The organism is Nonomuraea sp. NPDC049607 (assembly GCF_040675375.1).
Lineage (GTDB): Bacteria > Actinomycetota > Actinomycetes > Streptosporangiales > Streptosporangiaceae > Nonomuraea.
In genome coordinates, this window is sequence record NZ_JBFAOV010000005.1 from 22359 (window position 1) to 44402 (window position 22044).

Here is a 22044-nt window from a genome sequence, read left to right on the forward strand (position 1 = left end):
TCAGTGGCGGGACACCCGCAGCGGGAAGGTGCCAGCGCCGACGCCGCCGAGGGTGGTGGTGTAGGCCGCGAGGTACCGGTCCAGGTACGGCGAGCGGTCGCCCTGGGTGGCCACGTCGGACCGCGCCGACAGCAGGTCGAGGCCGAGCCGCGCGCCGGAGACCCTGATCGTGTTGCCCGAGGGCACGTCCAGCCAGCCGTCGGACTCGATGGTGCCGATCTGGACGCCCAGCCGGTGCCCCCGCTCGAACGTCCAGTCGGGCGACTTCAGGTCGAACGCGACCGGGCCGGCGCGCTCCAGCAGGGCGACGTTCTCGTCGAACATGGTGGCCCGGCCGTCGGGGGCGACGTCCCACAGGCGGACCATCACGTTCCCGCTCGTGCTCGCGTCGAGCCTGATCCTCGGCGTGCCGGTGAGCCTGAGCTTCTCGGCGGCGGGCGTGGACCAGGTCCAGAAGCTGCTCGAAGGGGCCGCGCTCTGCCTGGCCGAGTTCTTCTCGGCGGTGGTGAGCGGTTCGAGGGGCGGCGCGTGCTCCATGTCCCAGCGGCCCGAGGGGGTCGAGGTCGCCGTCGCGGCGCCGCCGCCGTCGTCCAGGTACGCGCCGGCCGACAGCCGGGCCTCGTACGACGTCGTGGCCACCGGCCAGGTCGGCTGGGCGCGCCACAGGCCGAGGCTGTCCTCGATCGCGTACGCCGGGTCGGCCACCGAGGGCCGCACGCCGCGCAGGTACTGGTCGTAGAACCGCATCACCTCGTCGAACCAGCCCGCGCGCCCTTGCAGCAGCCGTCCCTGGGCGTCGGTGTCGTTGCCGCGCACGTGCTCCCACTGGCCGAGCCAGCCGCGTTCGCGGCCCCGGTGGTTGGCGAGGTAGACCTCCATGTCCTCGGGCTTGGTGTTGGGCTCGATGAAGCCCTGGGTGACCAGCAGCGGCGTGCTGGTGCCGGCCGCCCGATCGGCCAGGTTGCGCGCCCGCCAGTAGGCCGAGCGCAGGTCGGGATTGTTGTTGTTGGTGACGTTGTCGGTCAGGCAGGCGGGATGGGCGGTCTCGTACTGGGCGTTCGCCTTGTACCGGTCGCTGTCGTCGGCCATCGGCGGCATCGTCGCGATCGAGTTGTACGCCTCCGGCGTGCCCGTGACGTTGGGCCGCGGGACCTTGTTGCTGAACAGGTAGTTGTACATGTTCCAGACCGGCTCCTGGGCGACGACCGCCTTCAGGCTCGGCAGCCTGAGATTGTTGCCGACCAGGCCGGTGACCGCGTCGTAGGACTTGCCGTACATGCCGACCTTGCCGGACGACCAGGGCTGGGCCGCCGACCACTCGACGGCGGCCCGCACGTCGGCCTGCTCACCGGGGCCGACCCAGTCCAGGCAGCCGGTGCTGCCGCCGAAGCCGCGCAGGTCGACCATCACGAAGGTGTAGCCGCGGGCCATCAGCCCGGCGCCGTCGACGAAGTCCTGGAAGCGCGCCGACGGGCCGACCCGGTCCCAGCCTTCGGGGCCGGTCTGCCCGGCGTGGGCGAAGTAGGGGCCGACCGAGACGATCACCGGCGTCCGCGCGGCGGCCGGCAGGTGCGCCGGGCGCAGCACGTCGGCGTGGAGCTCGACGCCGCTGCCATCGGAGGAGGGGAAATACGCCTCGGTCCAGGCGGCGCCCACGGGGACCCGGGGGTTCTCCTCGTGCGTCACCCCCAGGGCGGCGGTCCGGGCCGAGGCGGGCGGGCCGCCGGCGGTGAGGGCGGTGAGGGTGACCAGGGCGCCGGCCGCCACAGTGGCCGTCGCCTTTCCGCGGATGTTCATCGACTCTCCCATGCATGGGCGGCGTCCGAACGAGCGTGCATCACTCATATGCCAGCGCGCACGCCGAGGCAAGACCCGCCACACCCGTCCGGCGCGTCAGCGGGGGCGGCGGCCGGTCAGGCGCATGCGGATGTCGTGCTCGGCCCACAGCACGAAGCGTTCGACGGGCGTCACCGGATGGTCCTCGACCGGCTCGAAGGCGAACCTCCTGAGCAGCACGGCGAGCACCAGCTCGGCCTCGACCATGGCCAGGCTCGCGCCCTCGCAGCCGCGCGGCCCAAGGCCGAAGGGGAGGTAGGCGTAGCGGTGGCGGGCGGCCTGCGCCTCGGGGGTGAACCTGTCGGGTCTGAACGCGTGCGGGTCCGGCCAGTGGCGCGGATCGAGGTGGACGGCCCAGAAGGGGTAGAAGATCGTGGTGCCCGCCGGGACGTGGTGGCCGCCCAGGGTGAGGTCCTCGGTGGTCTCGCGGGCGCCGTACGGGCCGGGCGGGTAGAGGCGCATCGACTCCTTGAGCGCCATCTCCAAGTACGGCAGCCGTCGCAGGTCGGCATAGTCGGGGGCGGCGCGCTCGCCCAGCACGTCGTCCAGCTCGGCGGTCACCAGCGCGGCCGGGCCGGGGTTGCGCGCGAGCAGGTGCAGGGTCCAGGAGACGGCCACGCCGGTGGTGTGGTGGGCCGCGAGCATGATCATGAGCACGGTGTCCCTGATCCGGGCGGGCGACATGTCCGCCTTCGCCAGGGCGGTCACCAGTTCGCTGCCGCCGCGGGCCAGGACCCCGTCCACGACCTCGCGCAGGTACGCCAGCGCCCGCTCGCCGCGCGCCCGGTCGTCGTCGCGCTCGTACAGGCGGCCCAGGTGCACGGTCAGCACGGTCTCGAACGCGCTCACCACCCGGGCCGGGTCGGCGAGGCCGCCGCCCAGGGCGTACTGGGCGATCATGCGCAGGGACAGCTCGCTCAGGTCCTGCTGGAGCGCCACCGGGCCGTCGGCGGCGCGGCGTTCCCAGCGGTCGGCCAGCTCGGTGGCCAGGGTGACGAAGCCGGCGAAGTGCGCCTCGTGCGACCGGCGGCCGGCGAGGACCGAGAGCAGGACCCGGCGGAAGGGGCCGTGCTCGTCGGCGGGCAGCGTCTGCAGGTTGCCGTCCTCGCACAGGGGGGCCAGGAACTCGAAGAGCTCGTCGGGGCGCTCGTCGATCGCGGCCGTCGCCTCCAGCAGCACCGGGTCGGCCACCGAGATCGCCTCCGGCGCGCCGGGAAGCTGGAAGCGCACCAGCGGGCCGTACCGCTCGTGCAGCCGGAGCTGGTAGGTGTGCAGGCCGCCGGCGGCCGCGACGGCACTCAGCCCGCCGTCCGGCGCGGGAGGGGGACCGGGAATGTCAGGCACCTGGCCACCGTCTCGCGTACGCGCCCGCCCGGCAAGTACGCCACCCGGACCGAGAATTGACGGAGGTCGTCCCGTGCTGGACGATCGGTTGGAAGATTTCCGGCCTACCTTCGGTGCGCGGGCCGGCCGAGGCGCTGGAGGCCGTCCTGCCCATGCCGGTGCTGCCGGAGAACGACGTCGACCTGGCCGCGGTCGCCGAGCCGCACGAGCCTCCACCTACGAAGGGTTCCCTGATGACGCTCGCCTCCCGGCTCGGCCACGCCCCCGACGACCGGCTGCTCATCGTCAACGCCGACGACTACGGCATGAGCCGGTCGGCCAACCTCGGCATCACCTCCCTGTTGCGGGCCGGGGCGATCAGCTCGGCCACGGTGATGACGCCCTGCCCGTGGGCGCCGCAGGCCGTCGCCGAGGCCGCGGGCTTCGACGTCGGGGTGCACCTGACGCTGACCAGCGAGTGGGAGGGCTACCGCTGGGGCCCGGTCACCCGCGACCGGCCCGTCCCCACGCTGGTGGACGAGACCGGCTACTTCTTCCGCGACTGCGCCTCCTTCGAGCGGTCCGCCGACCCCGACGAGGTCCGCGTCGAGATCGTCAACCAGATCCGCAAGGCCGTCGCGCTCGGCCTGGACCCCTCGCACGCCGACAACCACATGGGCAGCCTGTACGGCCTGGCCACCGGCCGCCACTTCCTCGACGTCGTCCTGTCGGTGTGCGCCGAGTTCGGCCTGCCCTTCCGCCTGCCGCGCTCGCTGGAGGGCACCGGCGCGCCGGAGGAGCTGGAGCCCGTGGCGCAGGCCCTGGCCGCGATGGCCGACGAGGCCGGGGTGGTCATCCTCGACCGCCTGTGGTCGCTGCCCTTCCAGCAGGCCGACGGCGAGGACTACGAGTCGCTCAAGAAGGACATGATCGGCCTGCTGCGCTCGTTGCGGCCGGGCGTGACGGAGATCTACATCCACCCCTTCGAGGACACCGACGAGCTGCGCGCGATCATGCCGGGCGCGGCCAAGCGCGGCTGGGAGCTGGCCCTGTTCACCGACCCCGACGTCCGGGAGGTCCTGGACGGCGAGGACGTCAAGCTGATCGGCTGGCTCGACCTGCGGGCCGCGCAGCGCGGAGAACGCCCCTGACCTCGGGCGTGGCGGCGGCGTACGAGGGCCGGGCTGCAGGTTGAGTGGCGGCGGGCCGCGTGGGGGACACGCCGGGAGCCGGGCGGTGCCGTTGTTGTCCCGGTACACGCCATCGCACGATGGCCGGCCGTCCTCGTCATCGCCGCCGCCATCCTGGCGGGAACGGGCGCATCAACCGCGGACGTTGGTGGCGTTGTTCCAGGCGCAGGTGCCGTTGGTGGCGCCGAAGCCCTCCTGCCCGGTCGACCAGCCGCTGTCGTCGAAGTTCGGCTCGTAGAAGAACGGAGCGTTGGCCGCGGGCGGCACCTGGAGGTCTTTCCAGTCGGTGCTGTCGTGGCCGAGTACGGTGACGACCTTCTGCCGCCTCCTGGCCCGTGTGGCCTTCGTCTGCTACATGCTGCTGCTCGGCCTGATGTCCGCCGATCCGCCCCTCCCCCGCCGGACGGCGGCGGCCCTTCTCCTGTGGACCGTCGTGGCGGCCGCGGCTGCGCTCGCCCACCGGATCACGTCCAGGGGGCACTGGCCGTTCAGACGCGGGCCCGGCGTCTGGATCAGCGCCTTCCTCGCCTCCTGTACAGCGCTCCTTATGATCCTTTAACATCTGGGACTTTAAAGTGCTAGCAGGCTAGATATATGGAGGATCCAGGTGATCGAGTTCCATCTGGACGGCAGGTCGGGTGTTTCGCCGTATCTGCAGCTGGTCCAGCAGGTACGGCAGGCGCTGCGGCTCGGCGTGCTGCGCGAGGGCGACCAGATGCCGACCGTCAAGGAGGTCGTGGGCCATCTGGCGATCAACGCCAACACCGTCCTGAAGGCCTACCGCGAACTGGAGCACGAGGGCCTGGTCGCCGCCCGGCCGGGAGTGGGGACGTTCGTGACGGCGACGCTCACCAACGCCTCGCTGGCCGCGCACGGCCCGCTCCGGCTGGAGCTGCGGCGCTGGCTGGCCAAGGCCCGCCGGGCCGGACTCGACGACGAAAGCATCGAGGCCCTCTTCATGACCACCTTTCGGACCACCTCTCAGGAGGACATAGCGTGAACGCGGTCCTGCAGGCCCAGGGACTGGGCAGGAAATACGGCAAGCGCTGGGCGCTGCGCGAGTGCACCATCGACATCCCGGCAGGGCACGTCGTCGGGCTGGTGGGGCCCAACGGAGCCGGCAAGACCACGCTGCTGAAGCTGGCCAGTGGCCAGCTGGAGCCGACGGCGGGCGGCATCACCGTGCTCGGCGGCCGGCCCGCCGGCGGTCCGGCGCAGCTGGCCAAGGTCGGCTTCGTGGCCCAGGACACCCCCACCTACGCCGGGCTCAGCATCGCCGAGCACCTGCGGCTGGGCGCGCGGCTCAACCCCCGCTGGGACGCCACCATGGCGCGCGAACGAATCGCGCGACTCGGTCTCGATCCCGCCCACCGGGCGGGCAGGCTGTCGGGCGGCCAGCGCGCCCAGCTCGCCCTCACCCTGGGCCTGGCCAAGCGGCCCGAGCTGCTGATCCTGGACGAGCCGGTCGCCTCGCTCGACCCGCTGGCCCGCCGCGAGTTCCTGCAGGGTCTGATGGAGGCGACCGTCGAGCACGAGTTCAGCGTGGTGCTCTCCTCTCACCTGGTCTCCGACCTGGAACGCGTGTGCGACTACCTGATCGTGCTCGTCGACTCCCGCGTGCAGGTGGCCGGGGAGACCGACAAGCTGCTGGCCACCCATCACCGGCTCACCGGCCCGCGCCGCGATCCCGACCGGCTCCCTGCCGACCAGCACGTGATCTCCGCCAGCCACACCGACCGGCAGAGCACGTACGTGATCCGCACCGAGGCCCCCATCCACGACCCCGCCTGGACGGTCACCCCACTGGGCCTGGAAGACCTCGTCCTGGCCTACCTGGACAAGCACAGCGCGGACCGGCGAGTCGCCCTGGAGGTGCGCCGATGATCTGGCTGACCTGGCGCCAGTTCCGCGGCTCGGCCGCGGCGACGGCCGCCCTGCTCGTCGTCCTCGCCGTCGCCCTGGCCCTGACCGGCCCCGGTTTGGCCTCCGACTACTCCGCCGGGATCGCGGCCTGCGTCCAGGACGACACCTGCGACCGCTTCTACAACCGTTTCTTCGGCGGGCACGAGACCTCGTTCATGGGCCTGACCCTCGTCGTGCTGCTCCTGCCCGCCCTCGCCGGGGTCTTCTGGGGAGCACCGTTGATCACCCGCGAGCTGGAGGCGGGCACGCACCTGATGGTGTGGAACCAGAGCATCACCCGCGGCCGCTGGCTGGCGGTCAAGCTCGGGCTCATGGGCCTGACCGCCATAGCCGTCGCCGGCCTGTGCGCTCTCATGGTGACCTGGTGGTCCAGCCCTCTGGACAGGTCAGCCTCCGAGAGCCTGGCCCTGATGGCTCCTCTGGTGTTCGGCGCGCGCGGCCTCGCCCCGCTGGGGTACGCGGCCTTCACCTTCGTCCTCGGCGTGACCGTGGGCATGCTGGTACGCCGCACGCTGCCCGCCATGGCGCTGACGCTGGCCGTCTTCGCCGCCTTCCAGTTCGCGATGCCGCTGCTGGTCCGGCCGCACCTGATGCCCCCGATCACCGCGACCTTCGAACTCGGCAAGGCGAACGTGGACGGCATCGGCATCAACCGGGAGCGAGGCGGATATGTGGAGATCCGTCTGAGGTCGGCGGTTCCCGGTGACGCGGGAGCCTGGGTGCTGTCCACCGACCTGCTCGATCCGTCCGGGCGCGTGCTCGGCGGCGAGGGCGGCGACGGCGGCTACGGGACCGCCCGGGTGTCCACCACGTCGGGGCCCTGCTCGCCGTCGGCGGGGGCCGGGGACGGCTGCATGGTCGAGATCAACCGGCTCGGCTATCGGCAGCGGGCCACCTACCAGCCCCTTGAGCGCTTCTGGCCCTTCCAGTGGATCGAGACCGGGATCTACGCCCTGCTCGCCCTCGGCCTGTCATGGTTCTGCTTCTGGTGGATCCGCAGGCGCCTGTCATGACCGTCACCAGGATCGCGTCCGCCGGGCTCGTCCTCCTCCTGGCGGCGGCCTGCACGGCCCCGACGCCGCCGCGTGGCCAGGCGAGCACGGCAGCCCGCCGCCCCAGGGAGCTCCCGGCCCGGAGGCGGCCACCACGATCGACGTCATCGAACAGGCCTACTTTGCATCCTCGGCACCTACTACAGCGGTGCCACACTGGACGCCCGCGCGCTGCTGAGCGCCGGATTCGCCGCCCTGATCCGGGAGCTCAACCGCGACGGACGCGACCTGCCCGAGTCCACCATGCCGGCGCTGACCGGCGACCGCAGGACCGACTGGGCCGCCTTCGAGGCCGCCTACCGCAGGACCACCGATCAGGTCCCCGACCTTCGCGACAAGCTGGCCGTCGTCACCCTTGAGGCCATCGTGGCCGGCCTCGGCGACGACCACGCCCGCTGGGCGCACGACATCAAGCAGCCCCCTGACCACTACGACGTCGCCTACGTACGGCTGCGCGGGTTCGCCCCCGACTCCGCGGGCCGGGTACTGAAGGCGATCGCCGGTATGCGCACCGGCCGTCCCCTGTCCGGCGTCGTGCTGGACCTGCGCGGCAACGGCGGCGGCAGTCCTGTGGAGGCGACCCGGCTGGTCAGCGGGTTCGGCCACGGCAAGGTCACCGCCTACCAGTGCACCGTGGACGGCAGGTGCGAGACCTCGCGCGCCGACGACACCACTCTGAGCCTTCCCGTCAGGCACCACCTCGGGCCCGATCGCGAGGTGATCGACCGGATCGGCGTGCCGCCCGACCACCACGTGCCGCCGGCCCCGCGGGACGCGGCCGCCGGGCGCGACCCCGCGCTGGCCAAGGCCCTCACCTTGCTGGTGGAGTGAATGGACCTCTCGATGAGACGGCTCCCGGCGGTCGCCGCGGGACTGGTCGTCCTGGCCGCGTCCGCCTGTTCCGCGCCCATGCCGCCCCGGTCCGCCGCGCCGTCGGCCGCGTCGGCCGGGCCCGCCACGCTGCCCGCCCCCACCGGCGCCCATCCGGTCGGCACCACCGCCCTCTACCTGAAGGACGCCTCCCGCCCCGACCCCTGGAACCTCGACGTCGACGCCAGGGAGCTCAAGGTCACCCTGTGGTATCCGGCCGAGCGGCGAGACGGGCGGCGGGCGGCGTACATGACACCGCAGGAGGCGGAGCTCGGCCTGCGGCGCCTGGGGTCGGGGGCGTGCCGGACGGCACGCTCAGCGGGACGCGCACCAACGCCGTCGCCGACGCCGAACCCGCGGGCCGGAACCTGCCGCTGGTGGTGTTGTCCCCCGGCTTCACCAATCCGACGAACACGCTCACGTCCCTGGCCGAGGACCTGGCCAGCCGCGGGTACGTGGTGGCCGGGATCGACCACACCTACGAGAGCTACGCCACGACCTTCCCCGGTGGGCGGGTCGCCGAATGCCTGGCCTGCGACAGCGACACCGACCCGGGCTTCGGCACGGGGGTGGTCGCGGGACGGGCGGCCGACGTCTCCTTCGTGCTCGACCAGCTTCCGGCGAAATGGCGTGGGTCCGACCTGATCGACCGATCCACGATCGCGATGGTCGGCCAGTCGATCGGCGGGGCGAGCGCCATGGCGACCATGGTGCGGGACTCCCGCGTGCGCGCCGGCGTCGACATGGACGGCACCACCTACGCCCGCATCCCCAAGAACGGGTTCTCCCGGCCGTTCCTGTTCCTGGGGTCGCCGCAGCACGTCCCCGGCGGTCGCGACACCTCGTGGGAGCGTGACTGGAAGCTGCTGACCGGGTGGAAGCGCTGGCTCGTGTTGTCGGGGGCGGAACATCAGTCCTTCACCGACGGGCCGCTGATGGCCGGCGCCCTCGGGATCAGGCCCGCCTCCGGCGTCCTGCGCGCGGCCGAGCTCACCCGCACGTACGTGGCCGCTTTCCTCGACCTGCACCTGAAGTCGAAGCGGCAGCCCCTCCTGGACGAGCCGTCCTCGCGCTACCCCGAGGTCAGATTCTGCCCCGCGGCGTGCGGGCCGCGGTGACGTCGAGCTCCAGCACCACCTTCCGGCCGACCAGGACGGCGGTGACGGCGGCGGCCGGCCTGACCATCCTGGAGCGCACGGTCAACGGCCGGCCCGGCCTGGTGGCCCAGCAGGACGGTGTGACCGTGGCGGTGATGGCCTTCGAGGTGGCGAACGACCGGATCAGCCACTTCTGGGCCGTACGCAACCCCGACAAGCTCCGTGCCTGGACGGCGGGCTGCCCCCCGGTCAGGGGGCGGACATCGCCTCGACCGGCCTGACCCGCAGCGCCCCCGCGGCCGTGGGGATCGAGGCCGCCAGCACGAGCAGCAGCGCGCCCCCGGCGACGGCCGCGTACGTCCAGCCGGGCCCGGCCGCCATCGGCGAGCCGGTCCTGACCAGGTTGTACGGCACGGTGGTCGCCGCGGCGGCGACCGTGCCGAGCACGACGGCCAGGAGCGCGGTCACCACGCCCTCGGCCACGACCGTCGCCATCACCTGCCCTCGGGTGGCGGCCGACAGCCGCAGCAGCCCGAACTCGCGGCTCCGGCGGCGGGTGGCGGCGATCAGCGTGTTGACCACGACGATCGCCGTGAACGTGATGATCATGGTGACGACCAGGTAGTTCACCGGGGCGAGCCGCGCGCTGACGTCGGCGGCGCCCCGGTGGAGGCCGTCCTCGGTGCTCTGCATGGACAGCGTGCCGCCGGCGATGCCGACCAGGAGGATCAGCGGCCCGGCCACGCTCCCGGTGTGCTGGGCACGGGCGTGCAGGTTGCGGACGGCCAGCCGCCCGGACGCGCCCAGCCTGGCCTCGGCCAGCCGGCCGACGGGCCGTACGGCGACCGGGCTGAGCAGGGCCAGGCCGACCGCGACGGCGACGCCCGCCGGGCCCGCGGTGCTGGACAGCAGGGGGCCGTCGTCCATGAACAGGGTCGTCACCGACAGGCTCAGGCCCAGTGCCAGCAGCAGCGCGCCGGCGACGACGCGGCCCCGGCCGAGTGACCGGCCGGGCGCGGCGGCGGCGAGCGCCCGCACCGGCGGGATGGACGCGGCGCGCCGACTGGAGATCATCGCGGCGGCCAGGGCGGCGGCCAGGGACGTGCCCGCGCCGATCGCGACGCTCGGCCAGCCCGCCACCGGCTCGACGCCCGCCTCGACGAGGCCGCCGTCCGCCAGCCGGGCCAGCACGACCGCCCCGAGCCCGGCGCCCGGCGGCAGCCCGGCGGCGATCGCGGGGACGGCCACGAGGAGCGTCTCCAGCACGACGTTCTGCCGGATCTGGCGCGGGGTGGCCGCGATGGAGCGCAGCAGGGCCAGCTCGCGCTCGCGGTGCCCGATGGTCAGCGACACGGTGGACACGACGCCGAAGGCCACGATCGCCAGGGTCCAGCCGCCCAGGATGGCCGGCAGCATGACGAGGAAGCCCTGGTCGAGGCCCGTGGCCAGGCCGGTCTCCAGCAGGCTCGCGAACGCCGTGAGCAGCGCGGTGCCGGCCGCCATGACGGCGGCCGAGGCCAGGTAGGACGCCCGGTGGGCGCCGATCGTGCCGAAAGCCAGCCGCCACCTCATCGCACGCCTCCCGCGTGGACGGGCGCCGACAGGCGGGCCATGCGGGCCGCGACCGTGGCGGCGTCGGGGCGTGTCAGGTGGTCCACGACGCGGCCGTCTGCGAAGAACACCACGGCGTCGGCGTACGAGGCGGCCACCGGGTCGTGGGTCACCATCACGATCGTCCGTCCCTCCTGGGCGGCGGCCTGGCGCAGGAGGCCCAGCACCTCGCGGGCGGCCTGCGTGTCGAGCGCGCCGGTCGGCTCGTCGGCGAACACGACGGCCGGTTCGCCGAGCATCGCGCGGGCGATGGCCACCCGCTGCTGCTGGCCGCCGGACAGCTCGCCGGGCCGGTGTCCCGTCCGCTCCCCCAGGCCGAGCCGGGTGAGCAGCGCCCGTACCCGCCGCCCGTCGGCGCGGCGGCCGGCGAACTCCATGGGCAGCGTCACGTTCTGCGCCACCGTCAGTGTGGGCACCAGGTTGAAGGACTGGAAGACGAACCCCATCCGCTCGCGCCGCAACCGGGTCAGCGCCGCCTCGTCGAGGCCGTCCAGGCGGTGGCCGTCGAGGACGACCGATCCGGAGTCGGGCCGGTCCAGGCCCGCCGCGCAGTGCAGCAGCGTGCTCTTGCCCGAGCCCGACGGGCCCATCACGGCGGTGAAGGTGCCGTGCGGGATCGCCAGGGACACGTCGTCGAGCGCGGTCACGGCGGTGGCGCCGCCGCCGTGGCGTTTCGTCACATGGTGGAGTTCAAGAGCCATTTTCGTCACAGAATTGGCGTACGGTGCACGAGTCATAAATACACCGTACATCAATTGCCGATTAATGCGACTTTAAAGGGATGAAGTATAATTTCGTCACAGAATTCGGTGGTGACGAAAAGGGGCGCTACGTGGCGGTGTGCGAGGTGTGCGGGCGGGAGCTCCGGACGGCGGAGCGGGGGCGGCCCCGGCGCTACTGCTCGCGCGCCTGCCGCACGAGGGCCTACCGGGCGCGGCTCGCCGAGCCCCCGCCCGCCGAGGAGCCCGCGGCCCCGGCCGGACGGGCCGGGGCCGAGGCGGCGCTCGACCAGGGCCGGGTCGTACGGGCCGCCGTCGCGCTCGCCGACCGGGAGGGGGTCGCCGCGGTGTCGATGCGCCGGATCGCGACGGACCTGGGCGTCGGCGTGATGTCCCTCTACCGGTACGTCCCGAGCCGGGAGGAGCTCAACGACCTCATGGTGGACGCCGTCTTCGCCGCCCGCCCGCTGCCCGAGCCGGGGCCGGACGGCTGGCGGGCCAGACTGGAGCTGTCCGCGCGGCTGGAGTGGGAGCTCTACCGGCGGCACCCGTGGATGTCGCACCTGGTCGCGGTCACCACCCGGCCGCCGGTCGCGCCCGCGCTGATGGCCTACACCGACTGGCGCATGCGCGCGCTCGACGGCCACGGGCTCGACTTCGCCACGCTCGTCCAGGTCGCCATCCTGATCGGCACGTACGTGCAGAGCGCCGCCGTGCCGCTCGCCCACGAGGCGCAGGCCGCACGTACCAGCCGGCACTCGCGGCGGGAGTGGGCGCGGGCCCGCAAGGAGGCGTTCGCGCGCAGTATCGGGGCGGAGCGGCTGCCGATGGTGTCGGAGTTCGGGGACGAGGCGTTCGAGGCGTCGGAGCCGGAGAACATCTTCGAGTTCGGCATCCACCGCCTGCTCGACGGCATCGAGCTGCTGCTGCGGCGCGGGTGAGCGGCTATTCGGGGCCGGTGGGCACCCGGTAGCGGCGTTTGCGCTCGGTGAGGTCGAGGAGCCGGCCGCCGTTGGCCTCGATGACCCGCCGGGAGGCGGTGTTCGTCCGGTCGCACAGGACCAGGGCGTGGGCGATGCCCAGCCGTCGCGCGATCGGCAGCGCCGCGGCGAGCATCGCCGTCGCGTGCCCCAGCCGCCGGGCGCCGGGGCGCACGTCGTAGCCGATGTGGCCGCCGAGCCTCTCCAGCTCAGGGGTGAGCCGGTGGCGGACGGCCAGCCTGCCGAGGAAGCGGTCGCCGTCGGCCCACCACAGCGTGGTCATCGGCACGAAACCCGCGCGCGTGCCCGCCTCGGTGCGTTCGCCGAGCAGCCGGCCGGCGTACGCGGCGAAGGCCGCCGGGCCGGTCAGGGCCTCGGGATCGACGTCCTGGACGAACCACGGGACCGGGAAGTCCCGGTCGGCGCGGAACTCGGCCACCGCCTCCAGGAAGGACGTCCGCAGCCCGGCCGTGGGGTCGATGAGATCCGGCATGCCGGCCATCATGCCCGACGGCCGGTCAGGACGGGCGGGGTGTTCCGGCGGTGGCGCGGTCGAAGAGGTCGACGAGCTCGTCCGCGCAGTGGCCGGGGTCGAGGCCGCCGGCGACGCGGTCGGCCACGGCGTCGATGCAGGCGCGCAGGGACGTGGCCATCAGCACGCTGTCGAACGCCCGGAACGCGCCGGTGCTCTGGCCGTCCTCGAACAGGGCGGCCAGCCTGGCGACGGCGGCGTCCTGCTCGCCGTCCCCCACGTGCGCGCGGCCGAACGCGATCTGCTGGACCGCGCGCACGTGGGCGGGGTGGGCGGCGATGAAGGCGATGTTCGCCCTGATGAACGCCTCAAGCCGGGCACGGGCTCCGGACGCGGCCTCGATCGCCGGCCGCATGAAGGCGGCCGCGTCGGTGACGACCTGCCGGACGACGGCCTCGAAGAGCTGCTCCTTGGTGGAGAAGTGGTAGGAGATCAGCCGTTTGCTGCTCAGCCCGGCATGACCGCAGATGGCTTCGAACGTGGTCTCCGCGTAACCCCGTTCGGCCAGCACGGCGATCGCGGCGGAGGCGATCTGGGCCTTGCGGGCCTCGGTGGCCGCCTGACGGGTTCCGGAGCTCTCCATGTCAGCCCAGCTTGCCACGCTTCGGGAACGCGGCGCGCACGGCACGGCGGTTGACGACGACCGCGACGGCGGCGACCAGGACGCCGACCACGGCCTGCTCGGCCTTCATCCACACCGGGTAGCCGCTGTCCGGCGCGAGGAGGATGACGACGACGCCGATCGGCGCGGCGAAGGAGACGAAGCGGATGCGCACGTAGGCGGCCCGCCTGCCCTGGGCGGCCTGCCCGGCCAGGGAGACGAGCCAGGCGGAGGCCGCGGCGACGGCGGCGGCGCGCAGCCACACCACCCAGTTGCCGCCGACGACGGCGGCCACGCCCAGCGTGGCGATCGAGAGGACGAGCACGACGGCGAAGAGGATCCGGACGAGCCGCCAGACCTGAGAGTTATCCATATGGATAAATTTACACGCCCGGATAAAGAAGTGCGCAGTCCTTCGCGGTGGAGTGATAATCCGTTGCCGCCCGCGCGGCCGTACGGTCACGATCGACGATGACCGTGACACGAGAGGTGCTGGCCTACTACGCACAGGGCCTGGAGCACGACCGGCTGCGCCAGGGGCGCGGCCGCCTGGAGTTCTGGCGCACCCAGGACGTGCTGCGCCGCACGCTGCCGCCGCCCCCGGCCCGGGTCCTCGACGTGGGCGGCGGCACCGGCGTGCACGCCGAATGGCTGCTGGCCGACGGATACGAGGTGGAGCTGCTGGACCCCGTGCCGCTGCACGTGGAGCGGGCGGCGCTGGTGCCGGGGCTACGCGCCGCGACGGGCGACGCGCGGCGGCTGCCCGTTCCCGACGGCGGCGTGGACGCCGTCCTCCTGCTGGGCCCGCTCTACCACCTGTCCGAGCGGGCCGACCGGGTGCGGGCGCTGAGCGAGGCCCGGCGTGCCGTCCGGCCCGGCGGCGTGGTGGCCGCGGCCACCATCAACCGGTACGCGGCCGTGCTCGACACCGTGAACCTGGGCACCTACCTGGAGGAACGGCAGCGGGAGGCGGCCCACGCCGCCGCAGCGCACGGCGTGATGCTCTCACCCCGGCGCGGCTTCCCGGCCTACTTCCACCACCCGGACGAGGTTCCCGCCGAGTTCGCCGATGCCGCTCTGCCCGAGGCCGCCCGGTACGGCCTGGAGGGCACGTTCTGGCTGCACGGCGACGTGAACGACTGGCTCGACGACCCCGGACGCCGGGCCCTGCTCCTGGACGCCCAGCGCTCGATGGAGTCGGAGCCCTCGCTGCTGGGCGTCAGCGGACACCTGCTGACCGTCGCCCACCGGCCCGGCTGAGCCCGGACCGCTCCTGGACGACCGGGCCGCCACGCGTCCCTGGCGCCGGGGCGCCCGCGGTCAGGTGAGGCGGTCGAGCAGGTCGTCGAGCGTCTCGGCGAGGGCCTCGGACCTGGCCGGGGTGAACCAGGTGGTGCGGACGCGTTCGTTGCTGCCGTTCGGGGTCTCGTGGTCGGCCGCGAGCCGGGCCAGGGAACGGCTCTCGTCGCCCAGCGCCCGCCCCAGCTCCTGGAAGAGCCCGCGGACGTAGCCCTCGGCTACCTCGGGCGGGACGCCGTGGCCGGTGGCCCACGTGCTGAGCGTGGCCAGGTAGGACAGCTGGGTGGTGAGCGTGGCCGTCAGCGCGGAGAAGACGTTGAAGGCCGCCTCGTCCTCGGCCGCGAGCACGCCGCCCAGCCGTCCGAAGAGGGCGTCGGTCGCCGGGTGCGCCGGCCAGGTCACCGTGACGGAGCCGCGTTCGCGGACGGCGGGCAGAGGGATGGCGCGCACCAGGGGGGCGCCGGTGTCCAGGATCTTGCGCAGCTCCTCGACGGACACGCCGGCCATCACGTTGACCACGATCGTGTCGTCGTCCACGCGCAGGCCGGCCAGCGCCTCGTGCCGGTCAGGGGGGCGCACGGCGATGACGACCAGTTCGGAGCGGTCCACGACCTCCTGGTTGGAGGCGCACACGTGCACGTCCTCGTAGCGCTTCGACAGCTCCGCCGCCGCGCGCGCTCCCCGTGGCGAGAGGTACACCTCGGGACGCTCGCCGGGGCCCTCGCACAGGCCCGTCACGATGGCCCGGCCGATCTCGCCCACCCCGATGACGCCGATCCGCTTCACAGTGTCTTCCTCCGAGATGCATGGTCTTGTGCCTGACGTACTACAGCAGTCTGTACCGTCCTTTCGGTTGCTGGCGGGATTCATCGCGGCGGCCGATGTCCGTAGCGTCGTCTTCATGAGCGATCCGTACAGAATTGACACATATGACCGTTCGGCGCGCCGCCCTCGGACCCGGACTCGGCGACCGGTGTCGCGTGCCCTGCTGTGGGTGCTGGCGGTATGCGGAGCCTCGGTGAACGTGGTGGCCAACATCGTCACTCGGGGCGATCTGAACCCCGTCGGGCTGGTGGCGGGCGTGGTGGGCGTGGGCGCCATCGCCGGGCTCATCGTCCTGCACCTCGCCGGGCGCCGATCATGAGCGCGGGCACGGGCACGGGCATGGGCGCGGTCGTCATGCTGGAGCGGGTCAGCAAGACCTACGGGGACGTGGTCGCCCTCGACGACGTCTCGCTGGCCTTCCCGCGCGGCCGGTTCGTGGCCGTGATGGGGCCGTCCGGCTCGGGCAAGAGCACCTTGTTGCAGGCCGCCGCCGCCCTGGAGCCGCCGACCTCCGGCGAGATCACCATCTGCGGCGTCGAGGTCACCCGCATGTCGGAGACCCGCCGCACGGAGTGGCGCAGGAAGCACCTCGGTTACGTGTTCCAGTCCTACAACCTGCTGCCGACCGTCACCGTCGAGGACAACATCACGTTGCCGCTGCGGATGGCCGGCGTGCGCCCGGACCGGGCCTGGCTCGGCGAGCTGATCGACCGGATGGGCCTGCGCGACCGGCTGCGTCACCGGCCCACGGAGTTGTCGGGCGGGCAGCAGCAGCGCGCGGCGATCGTCCGGGCCCTGGCCGCGCGCCCGGACGTGGTGTTCGCCGACGAGCCCACCGGGGCGCTGGACCTGCGCAGCGCCGCCCACGTGCTGGACCTCCTGCGCGAGCTGGTCGACGACCTGGGCCAGACCGTCGTCATGGTCACCCACGACCCGGCCGCCGCGGCTCGCGCGCACGACACCGTGGTCATGGCCGACGGGCGGGTCCTCGACGTCCTGCCCGCCCCGAGCGCCGAGGACCTGGCCGTCCGGCTGGCCCGGCTGAGCGCGGAGCGGGTCGCGTGATCAAGCTCGCGCTGGCGCTCGCCAAGGCGGGCGGCCTGGTCGTGGTGTTCGCGGCGGTGCTGGGCGGGATGGCGCTGGTGACGGCGACCGGCGTGCTGGTGGACTCGGCCTTCCGCGCTCAGCCGCCCCTGCGGCTGTCGGGCGCGGACGTGGTGGTCTCGGCGCGGCAGTCGATCCCCCTCAAGGAGGAGCCGGACATCGCGCTGCCCGAACGCGCCCGGCTCCCCCGCTCGCTGGTCGCCTCGGCCGCCGGGGTGCCGGGGGCGGCGGCCGTGGCCGGCGACGTCGGCTTCCCCGCCGCCGTCGTCGTCGTCGGGACAACGGAACACCCGGCCGGTGACGCCGGGCGTACCGCCGATCCCGCGACCGCCGGGCACGGATGGTCGTCGCTCGCGCTGAGCGGCCGGGTCACGGCGGGTCGCGCGCCGCGCGCCGCCGACGAGATCGCCGTGAGCGGCGGCCGGGTCGGGGACCGGCTGCGGGTGACGGCGGCCGGCACGCCCGCCACCTACCGGGTGACGGCCGTGGTGGACACCCCGGGCGTGTACTTCCCCGACGACGTGGCCGCCACGCTGGCCGCCCGGACGGCAGGCAGGCCGGGGACGGTGGACCTCGTCGCGGTCCGGGCGACGCCCGGCGTCTCCCCCGAGACGCTGGCCGCCCGGCTGAAGACCCGGCTGGGCGACGGCTACGAGTACGCCACGGGCCGCGACCGGGCCGACGCGGAGTCGCCGGGCGCGGCGGCGGGCCGCGGGCTCCTGCTGGTCCTGCCCTCCTCGATCGGCGGCATCAGCCTGCTGGTGGTCGGGTTCGTGGTGGGTGGCGGCCTGGCGCTCTCGGTCAACCGGCAGCGCCGCGACCTCGCCCTGCTGCGCGCGGCCGGCGCCACCCCGCGCCAGGTGCGCCGGCTGGTGGCCGTCCAGGCCGTGGCGGCGGCGCTGCCGGCCGTGCCGCCCGGGGCCGCGCTCGGCTACTTCCTGGCCGCCCGCTTCGGCGAGCTGCTGGCCGGGATCGGGCTGGTGCGCGCGGACCAGCCGCTGGTCCACGGGCCGCTGCCGGCCGTGGCGGCGACCCTGCTGCTCCTCGGCGTCACGCGGGTGGCGGCCTGGGCGGGCTCGCTGCGGGTCTCGCGCATGCCGGTCGTCTCCGGGCTGCCCGAGCCGCGCACGCCGTCGCCGGCGCGGACCCGCGCGGGGCTGCTGCTCATGCTCGCCGCCCTGGTGCTGTCCGCGATGCCGCTGGTCGTGCGGAGCGAGGCGGCCGTGATCGGCCCGAGCACCGCCGCGATCGTGGCGGTGATCGGCCTGGCCCTGGCCGGGCCGCGGCTGGTGCAGGGGGCGGCGCGGGCGGTGTCCGGCTCGCGGCTCATGACGCGGCTGCCCGGCCCGCTCTGGCTGGCGGTGCACAACTGCCACGGGTACGCGCTGCGCACCGCCGGAGCCGTGGCCGCCCTCGGCATGGTCGTCACGCTCGGCCTCAGCGTGGTGCTCACCCAGACCACGATGGCCAGGGCGCAGTCCGACGAGGCCGCCCTGGGCCTGCGCGGGCTCGTCACGATCAGCGCTCCCGGCCTCGGCGGCGTCCCGCGCGACCTGCTGGCCGACGTGCGGTCGCGGACGAAGGCGGCGGGCATGGCGATGACGACCGTGGTGACCGGGCCGCTCCTGGCCGGTGACAGCCCCGCCCTGATGGCCAGACCGGCCATGGCGCTCGGCCCGGACGCCGAGGGCCTGGTCGACCTCGACCTCGCGGACGGCCGGCTGTCCGGGCTCAAGGGCGAGACCGTCGCGGTGGACGAGCACCTGGGCCGGGTCGGCCAGACCATGGACGTGATCATGGGCGACGGCGCGCGGGTGCGGGCGCGGGTGGCCGCCACCTACCGTCGGGCCCTCGGGTTCGGCCCGATCGTGGTCTCCCGCGACCTGGCCACCGCGCACACGACGACCGGCCTGGACAGCGCCGTGCTGGCCCGTCCCGCCGACTTCGGCGACCTCGCGCGCCGCGCCGAGCTGCGCTTCGACAGCCGCGCCGCGGGACCGCAGGCCGCCATGGCCTCGGCGCAGACGCTGGTGAACGTCGCCGTGCTCGCCGTGCTGCTGGCCTACGTGCTGGTGGCGGTCGCCAACCGGCTGGTGGCGACGACGACCGCGCGCCGCGAGGAGTTCGCCGGTCTGCGCGCGATCGGCCTGACCCCGCGTCAGCTCAGGCGCGTGGTGCGCTGGGAGGCGCTGCTCGTGGGGGCCGGGGCATCGGCGTCGGGGCTGGTGCTGGCCGCCGTGCCGCTGGTGCTGCTGAGCGTGGGCTTCCTGGCCCGTCCGCTGCCGGCGGGGCCGTTGTGGCTGGTACCGGCCTCTATTCTGGGGGCGATGACGATTGTGTCCCTGGCCATGGAGCTACCCGCCCGGAAGATCATGAATTGATGTGAAGAATCTGTGGGGGTTTGTTCGGTATCACCTGATCGTGTTCGCGTCGGCCCTGGCGGCCATGGTCGCACTGGCGGTGCTCGTCGCGGGCGTCCTGCTCGTCCCGGTGGGCGGGGTGGGGCTCGTCCTGGTGCCGCGCATGATGGCGGTGCTGCACAGGTGGACCGAATGGCAGCGCGTGCAGGCCGGCGCGGTGCTGGAGGTCGACGTCCCGCCGCGCCCGGCCCCGCCCGCCGCGGCCGGGGTGCGTGACCGGTGGCGGCAGCTCCTCCTGGGCACGCGGTCCCGGCGCGACCTGCGCTGGACGGCGCTGCACGTCGCCGTGGGCCTGCCCGTCGCGCTGGTCGCGCTCGGGGTGGCCGGGCTGCTGGTGAACCCCGTCCTGGAGGCCCCGCTGTGGTGGCTGTTCCCGGCCGACGAACCGCTGCGGCTGCTGCTGGCCTTCCCGGTGACCGGGTGGGAGCGGGCGATCGGCATGGGCGTCGCGCAGGTCGTCCTGGCCGCGCCGCTGGCCTGGTGGGCGCTGCCGAGGCTGGCCCGTCTGCACGCCCGCGCCTGCCTGGCCGCGCTCGCCCCGTCGGAGGCCGACCGGCTGGCCGAGCGCGTCGGGGAGCTGACCGAGAGCAGGTCGAACGTCCTCGACGCGCACGCCGCCGAGCTGCGCCGCATCGAGCGCGACCTGCACGACGGCACGCAGGCGCGGCTGGTCGCCATCGCGATGCGGCTGGCGATGGCCCGCGAGGCGCTCGACGACGACGGCGGGCCCGTCGGCCGGCTGCTGAAGGACGCGCATGAGGGAACCGAGGAGGCGATGACCGAGTTGCGCCAGGTGATCCGCACGATGTATCCGCCGATCCTGGCCGACAGGGGGCTGGCCGGCGCGGTGTCCGCCGTGACGGCGCAGGCCGGCCTGCCCGTCGAGACGGACGTGAGCGGCCTCGGCGCCGTGCCCGCCGCGGTCGAGACGGCGGCCTACTTCATCGTCGCCGAGGCGGTCACGAACGCCACCAAGCACAGCGGCGCCGCCCGCGTCGCCGTACGGCTGGCGTCGGGACGCGTGCTGCGCATCGAGATCAGCGACGACGGCAGGGGCGGCGTGGACGAGAGCCGCGGCACCGGCGTCACCGGCATCCGCAGGAGGGCCGCCGCGCTCGACGGTACGGTGAGCATCGACAGCCCCTCCGGAGGGCCCACCCGTCTCGTCGTGGAGTTGCCGTGCGCGTCGTGATCGCCGAGGACAACGTCCTGCTCTCCACCGGGCTGGAACTGCTCCTGACCAGCAAGGACATCGAGGTGGCCGCGGTCGTGCCGGACGCCGACGGCCTGCTGGACGCCGTCACCGAGCACCGCCCCGACCTGGTGATCGCCGACGTGCGGCTGCCGCCGTCGTTCCGCGACGAGGGCATCAGGGCCGCCGTCGCCCTCCGGCGCGCCGACCCCACTCTGCCCATCCTGGTCTTGTCCCAGTACGTCGAGCGCGTCTACGCCCGCGAGCTGCTGGCGCACGGCTCCGGCGGCGTCGGCTACCTGCTGAAGGACCGGGTCAGCCGGGTGGGCCAGTTCGTCGAGGACGTCCGCCGGGTCGCCGCGGGCGGCACGGTCATGGACCCCGAGGTCATCGCCCAGCTCATGGTCGGGCGCGGCGACGGCCTGGACAGCCTCACGGGCCGGGAACGCGAGGTGTTGTCGTGGATGGCCCAGGGCCTGAGCAACACCGAGATCGGCGAACGGCTGACGATCACCGACAACGCGGTGCACAAGCACATCGGCAGCATCTTCGCCAAGCTCGGCCTGGCCGTCTCCGACGGCGGCCACCGCCGCGTCCTGGCCGTGCTGACCTTCCTCGACGACCGCTGACGGGCCCCGGCTGGACGTCCGCCTACGCGTGCGGGTTGGGCCGTACCGTGGCCTCGGGCACGTGTCGCCGCGCCAGTTCGGCGTGGACCGGGCAGGCCGGTCGCCCCGCCGGGCCGCCGGGCAGGTCGACCAGCAGGCCGTGCAGGTTCGCCGGGTCGCACGGCTGACCGTCCTCGATCTTCCCGGCCCAGGCGTCGTCGTGGTCCGCGCCGCGGACGAGTTCGCACACGTTGCCGAAGCGGGTGGCCTCGTTCACCGCGGCGCGCGCCGCCTTCAGGGCTTCGACGGCCGAGGCCAGGTGGCTGCGCGCCGCCGGGTGCAGGAGGCGGTCGCGGTCGGCGGCCACGCCGTCGGTCTCGTCCCGCAGGTTCTCGACCGCTTCCAGCACTTCCATCAGGTACAGGGTCGCGTCGCCGTCGCGCTCGATGCGCTCGTAGGCGTCGTCGCGGCGCAGGCAGGGGTCGGCGGCGCGGGCCGTGGGCCCCAACCGGCCGGGCGTGGCGAGCTTGCGCGACTGCAGGACGAGCACGGGCGTGAACAGCAACGGGCGGTTGCCGTCGGCGTCGGCCTCTCCGGTGGCGATCGGCTCGCCCGGCGCCGCGAGGCCGCCGCGCTCGCCGACCGGCAGCAGCTCGGCTCTGGCCACGACCGCCCATCCCGCCGAGCTGCCCGGCTCGTGGCCCGGCTCGATCTCCTCGGCGTCGATCTGGACGGGAGTCCCCGTGGGGAACCTCCCGGCGAGGTCGGCGAGGTCGTCGGTGGTGCCTACGATGCGCACCTGCTCCTGTTCCATAGTCATTTCTCCTTGCCCGGCGAGGAAACCCGTACGCGCCGGCCCCGG

The 22044-nt window shown here is 73.8% G+C and carries 24 protein-coding genes; 14 read left to right on the top strand and 10 right to left on the bottom strand.

The features are described 5' to 3' along the window. Window positions 1-1797 (bottom strand): CocE/NonD family hydrolase, encoded by a 1797-nt coding sequence (locus tag AB0J97_RS12100; protein ID WP_364087440.1) that lies wholly within the window; start codon window positions 1795-1797, stop codon window positions 1-3. 96 nt (window positions 1798-1893) lie between these two features. Then, window positions 1894-3180 (bottom strand): cytochrome P450, encoded by a 1287-nt coding sequence (locus AB0J97_RS12105; RefSeq protein ID WP_364087442.1) that lies wholly within the window; start codon window positions 3178-3180, stop codon window positions 1894-1896. Window positions 3181-3293: 113 nt separating this feature from the next. Between AB0J97_RS12105 and AB0J97_RS12110 the strand changes: the two genes are divergently transcribed. Continuing rightward, a complete protein-coding gene (locus tag AB0J97_RS12110) occupies window positions 3294-4310 on the top strand; it encodes a polysaccharide deacetylase family protein (RefSeq protein ID WP_364087444.1) in 1017 nt (338 codons plus the stop codon). Window positions 4311-4481: 171 nt separating this feature from the next. Here the strand turns inward: AB0J97_RS12110 and AB0J97_RS12115 are convergent, their stop codons facing one another. Further along, a complete protein-coding gene (locus AB0J97_RS12115; protein ID WP_364087448.1) occupies window positions 4482-4616 on the bottom strand; it encodes a hypothetical protein in 135 nt (44 codons plus the stop codon). A 340-nt stretch (window positions 4617-4956) separates the two neighbouring features. Between AB0J97_RS12115 and AB0J97_RS12120 the strand changes: the two genes are divergently transcribed. The 6 genes from AB0J97_RS12120 (at window position 4957) to AB0J97_RS12145 (ending at window position 9572) form a co-directional block, all read left to right on the top strand. Further along, window positions 4957-5349, top strand: coding sequence for a GntR family transcriptional regulator (locus AB0J97_RS12120; protein ID WP_364087450.1), 393 nt, complete (start codon window positions 4957-4959; stop codon window positions 5347-5349). Then, window positions 5346-6233 (top strand): ABC transporter ATP-binding protein, encoded by an 888-nt coding sequence (locus AB0J97_RS12125; protein WP_364087453.1) that lies wholly within the window; start codon window positions 5346-5348, stop codon window positions 6231-6233. The genes AB0J97_RS12120 and AB0J97_RS12125 overlap by 4 nt, the downstream gene beginning before the upstream one ends. Continuing rightward, window positions 6230-7285: an ABC transporter permease gene (locus tag AB0J97_RS12130; protein WP_364087455.1), complete on the top strand. Its 1056-nt coding sequence runs from the start codon at window positions 6230-6232 to the stop codon at window positions 7283-7285. The genes AB0J97_RS12125 and AB0J97_RS12130 overlap by 4 nt, the downstream gene beginning before the upstream one ends. A gap of 72 nt (window positions 7286-7357) precedes the next feature. Continuing rightward, on the top strand, window positions 7358-8155 hold the full coding sequence (locus AB0J97_RS12135) for a S41 family peptidase (RefSeq protein WP_364087457.1): 798 nt from the start codon (window positions 7358-7360) through the stop codon (window positions 8153-8155). A gap of 338 nt (window positions 8156-8493) precedes the next feature. After that, window positions 8494-9312: an alpha/beta hydrolase gene (locus AB0J97_RS12140; RefSeq protein WP_364087459.1), complete on the top strand. Its 819-nt coding sequence runs from the start codon at window positions 8494-8496 to the stop codon at window positions 9310-9312. Then, complete coding sequence (locus tag AB0J97_RS12145) at window positions 9297-9572, top strand: hypothetical protein (protein WP_364087462.1); 276 nt, start codon at window positions 9297-9299, stop codon at window positions 9570-9572. Before AB0J97_RS12140 ends, AB0J97_RS12145 begins: the two co-directional genes overlap by 16 nt. On the opposite strand, the gene AB0J97_RS12150 is transcribed toward AB0J97_RS12145, so the two are convergent. Further along, window positions 9541-10863, bottom strand: a complete 1323-nt coding sequence (locus tag AB0J97_RS12150; protein ID WP_364087464.1) for an FtsX-like permease family protein — start codon at window positions 10861-10863, stop codon at window positions 9541-9543. The two genes, AB0J97_RS12145 and AB0J97_RS12150, sit on opposite strands and share 32 nt — an antisense overlap. After that, window positions 10860-11603: an ABC transporter ATP-binding protein gene (locus AB0J97_RS12155; protein WP_364087466.1), complete on the bottom strand. Its 744-nt coding sequence runs from the start codon at window positions 11601-11603 to the stop codon at window positions 10860-10862. Before AB0J97_RS12155 ends, AB0J97_RS12150 begins: the two co-directional genes overlap by 4 nt. A gap of 131 nt (window positions 11604-11734) precedes the next feature. On the opposite strand from AB0J97_RS12155, the gene AB0J97_RS12160 reads away from it, so the two are divergent. Next, window positions 11735-12562: a TetR/AcrR family transcriptional regulator gene (locus AB0J97_RS12160; RefSeq protein ID WP_364087468.1), complete on the top strand. Its 828-nt coding sequence runs from the start codon at window positions 11735-11737 to the stop codon at window positions 12560-12562. A gap of 4 nt (window positions 12563-12566) precedes the next feature. On the opposite strand, the gene AB0J97_RS12165 is transcribed toward AB0J97_RS12160, so the two are convergent. Genes AB0J97_RS12165 through AB0J97_RS12175 form a run of 3 tightly spaced genes read right to left on the bottom strand, consistent with a single transcriptional unit; the run spans window position 12567 to window position 14107 of the window. Further along, on the bottom strand, window positions 12567-13094 hold the full coding sequence (locus AB0J97_RS12165) for a GNAT family N-acetyltransferase (RefSeq protein WP_364087471.1): 528 nt from the start codon (window positions 13092-13094) through the stop codon (window positions 12567-12569). A 25-nt stretch (window positions 13095-13119) separates the two neighbouring features. Beyond that, window positions 13120-13716 carry a TetR family transcriptional regulator gene (locus AB0J97_RS12170; RefSeq protein WP_364087473.1) on the bottom strand — a complete coding sequence of 199 codons (597 nt, stop codon included), beginning with the start codon at window positions 13714-13716 and terminating at the stop codon, window positions 13120-13122. Between the two features lies 1 nt (window position 13717). After that, window positions 13718-14107 (bottom strand): hypothetical protein, encoded by a 390-nt coding sequence (locus tag AB0J97_RS12175; protein WP_357707816.1) that lies wholly within the window; start codon window positions 14105-14107, stop codon window positions 13718-13720. Between the two features lie 98 nt (window positions 14108-14205). Here AB0J97_RS12175 and AB0J97_RS12180 point away from each other — a divergent pair, with 98 nt between their 5' ends. After that, window positions 14206-14994 (top strand): class I SAM-dependent methyltransferase, encoded by a 789-nt coding sequence (locus tag AB0J97_RS12180; RefSeq protein ID WP_357707815.1) that lies wholly within the window; start codon window positions 14206-14208, stop codon window positions 14992-14994. Between the two features lie 60 nt (window positions 14995-15054). Here AB0J97_RS12180 and AB0J97_RS12185 read toward each other — a convergent pair whose 3' ends face one another. Beyond that, on the bottom strand, window positions 15055-15819 hold the full coding sequence (locus tag AB0J97_RS12185; RefSeq protein WP_364087476.1) for an NAD(P)-binding domain-containing protein: 765 nt from the start codon (window positions 15817-15819) through the stop codon (window positions 15055-15057). A gap of 187 nt (window positions 15820-16006) precedes the next feature. On the opposite strand from AB0J97_RS12185, the gene AB0J97_RS12190 reads away from it, so the two are divergent. The 5 genes from AB0J97_RS12190 to AB0J97_RS12210 are packed head-to-tail and all read left to right on the top strand — an operon-like array spanning window position 16007 to window position 21203. Further along, a complete protein-coding gene (locus AB0J97_RS12190; protein WP_364087479.1) occupies window positions 16007-16177 on the top strand; it encodes a hypothetical protein in 171 nt (56 codons plus the stop codon). Window positions 16178-16197: 20 nt separating this feature from the next. Continuing rightward, on the top strand, window positions 16198-16923 hold the full coding sequence (locus tag AB0J97_RS12195) for an ABC transporter ATP-binding protein (RefSeq protein WP_357707922.1): 726 nt from the start codon (window positions 16198-16200) through the stop codon (window positions 16921-16923). Further along, the gene (locus AB0J97_RS12200; RefSeq protein ID WP_364087482.1) at window positions 16920-19343 is read left to right on the top strand and encodes an ABC transporter permease; all 2424 of its coding nucleotides are present in this window, start codon (window positions 16920-16922) and stop codon (window positions 19341-19343) included. The genes AB0J97_RS12195 and AB0J97_RS12200 overlap by 4 nt, the downstream gene beginning before the upstream one ends. Before the next feature lie 40 nt (window positions 19344-19383). Further along, a complete protein-coding gene (locus AB0J97_RS12205; protein WP_364087484.1) occupies window positions 19384-20574 on the top strand; it encodes a sensor histidine kinase in 1191 nt (396 codons plus the stop codon). Continuing rightward, window positions 20562-21203, top strand: a complete 642-nt coding sequence (locus AB0J97_RS12210) for a response regulator transcription factor (RefSeq protein ID WP_364087486.1) — start codon at window positions 20562-20564, stop codon at window positions 21201-21203. Before AB0J97_RS12205 ends, AB0J97_RS12210 begins: the two co-directional genes overlap by 13 nt. A 22-nt stretch (window positions 21204-21225) precedes the next feature. Here AB0J97_RS12210 and AB0J97_RS12215 read toward each other — a convergent pair whose 3' ends face one another. Next, on the bottom strand, window positions 21226-21996 hold the full coding sequence (locus AB0J97_RS12215) for a hypothetical protein (protein ID WP_364087488.1): 771 nt from the start codon (window positions 21994-21996) through the stop codon (window positions 21226-21228). Window positions 21997-22044 lie beyond the last annotated feature (48 nt).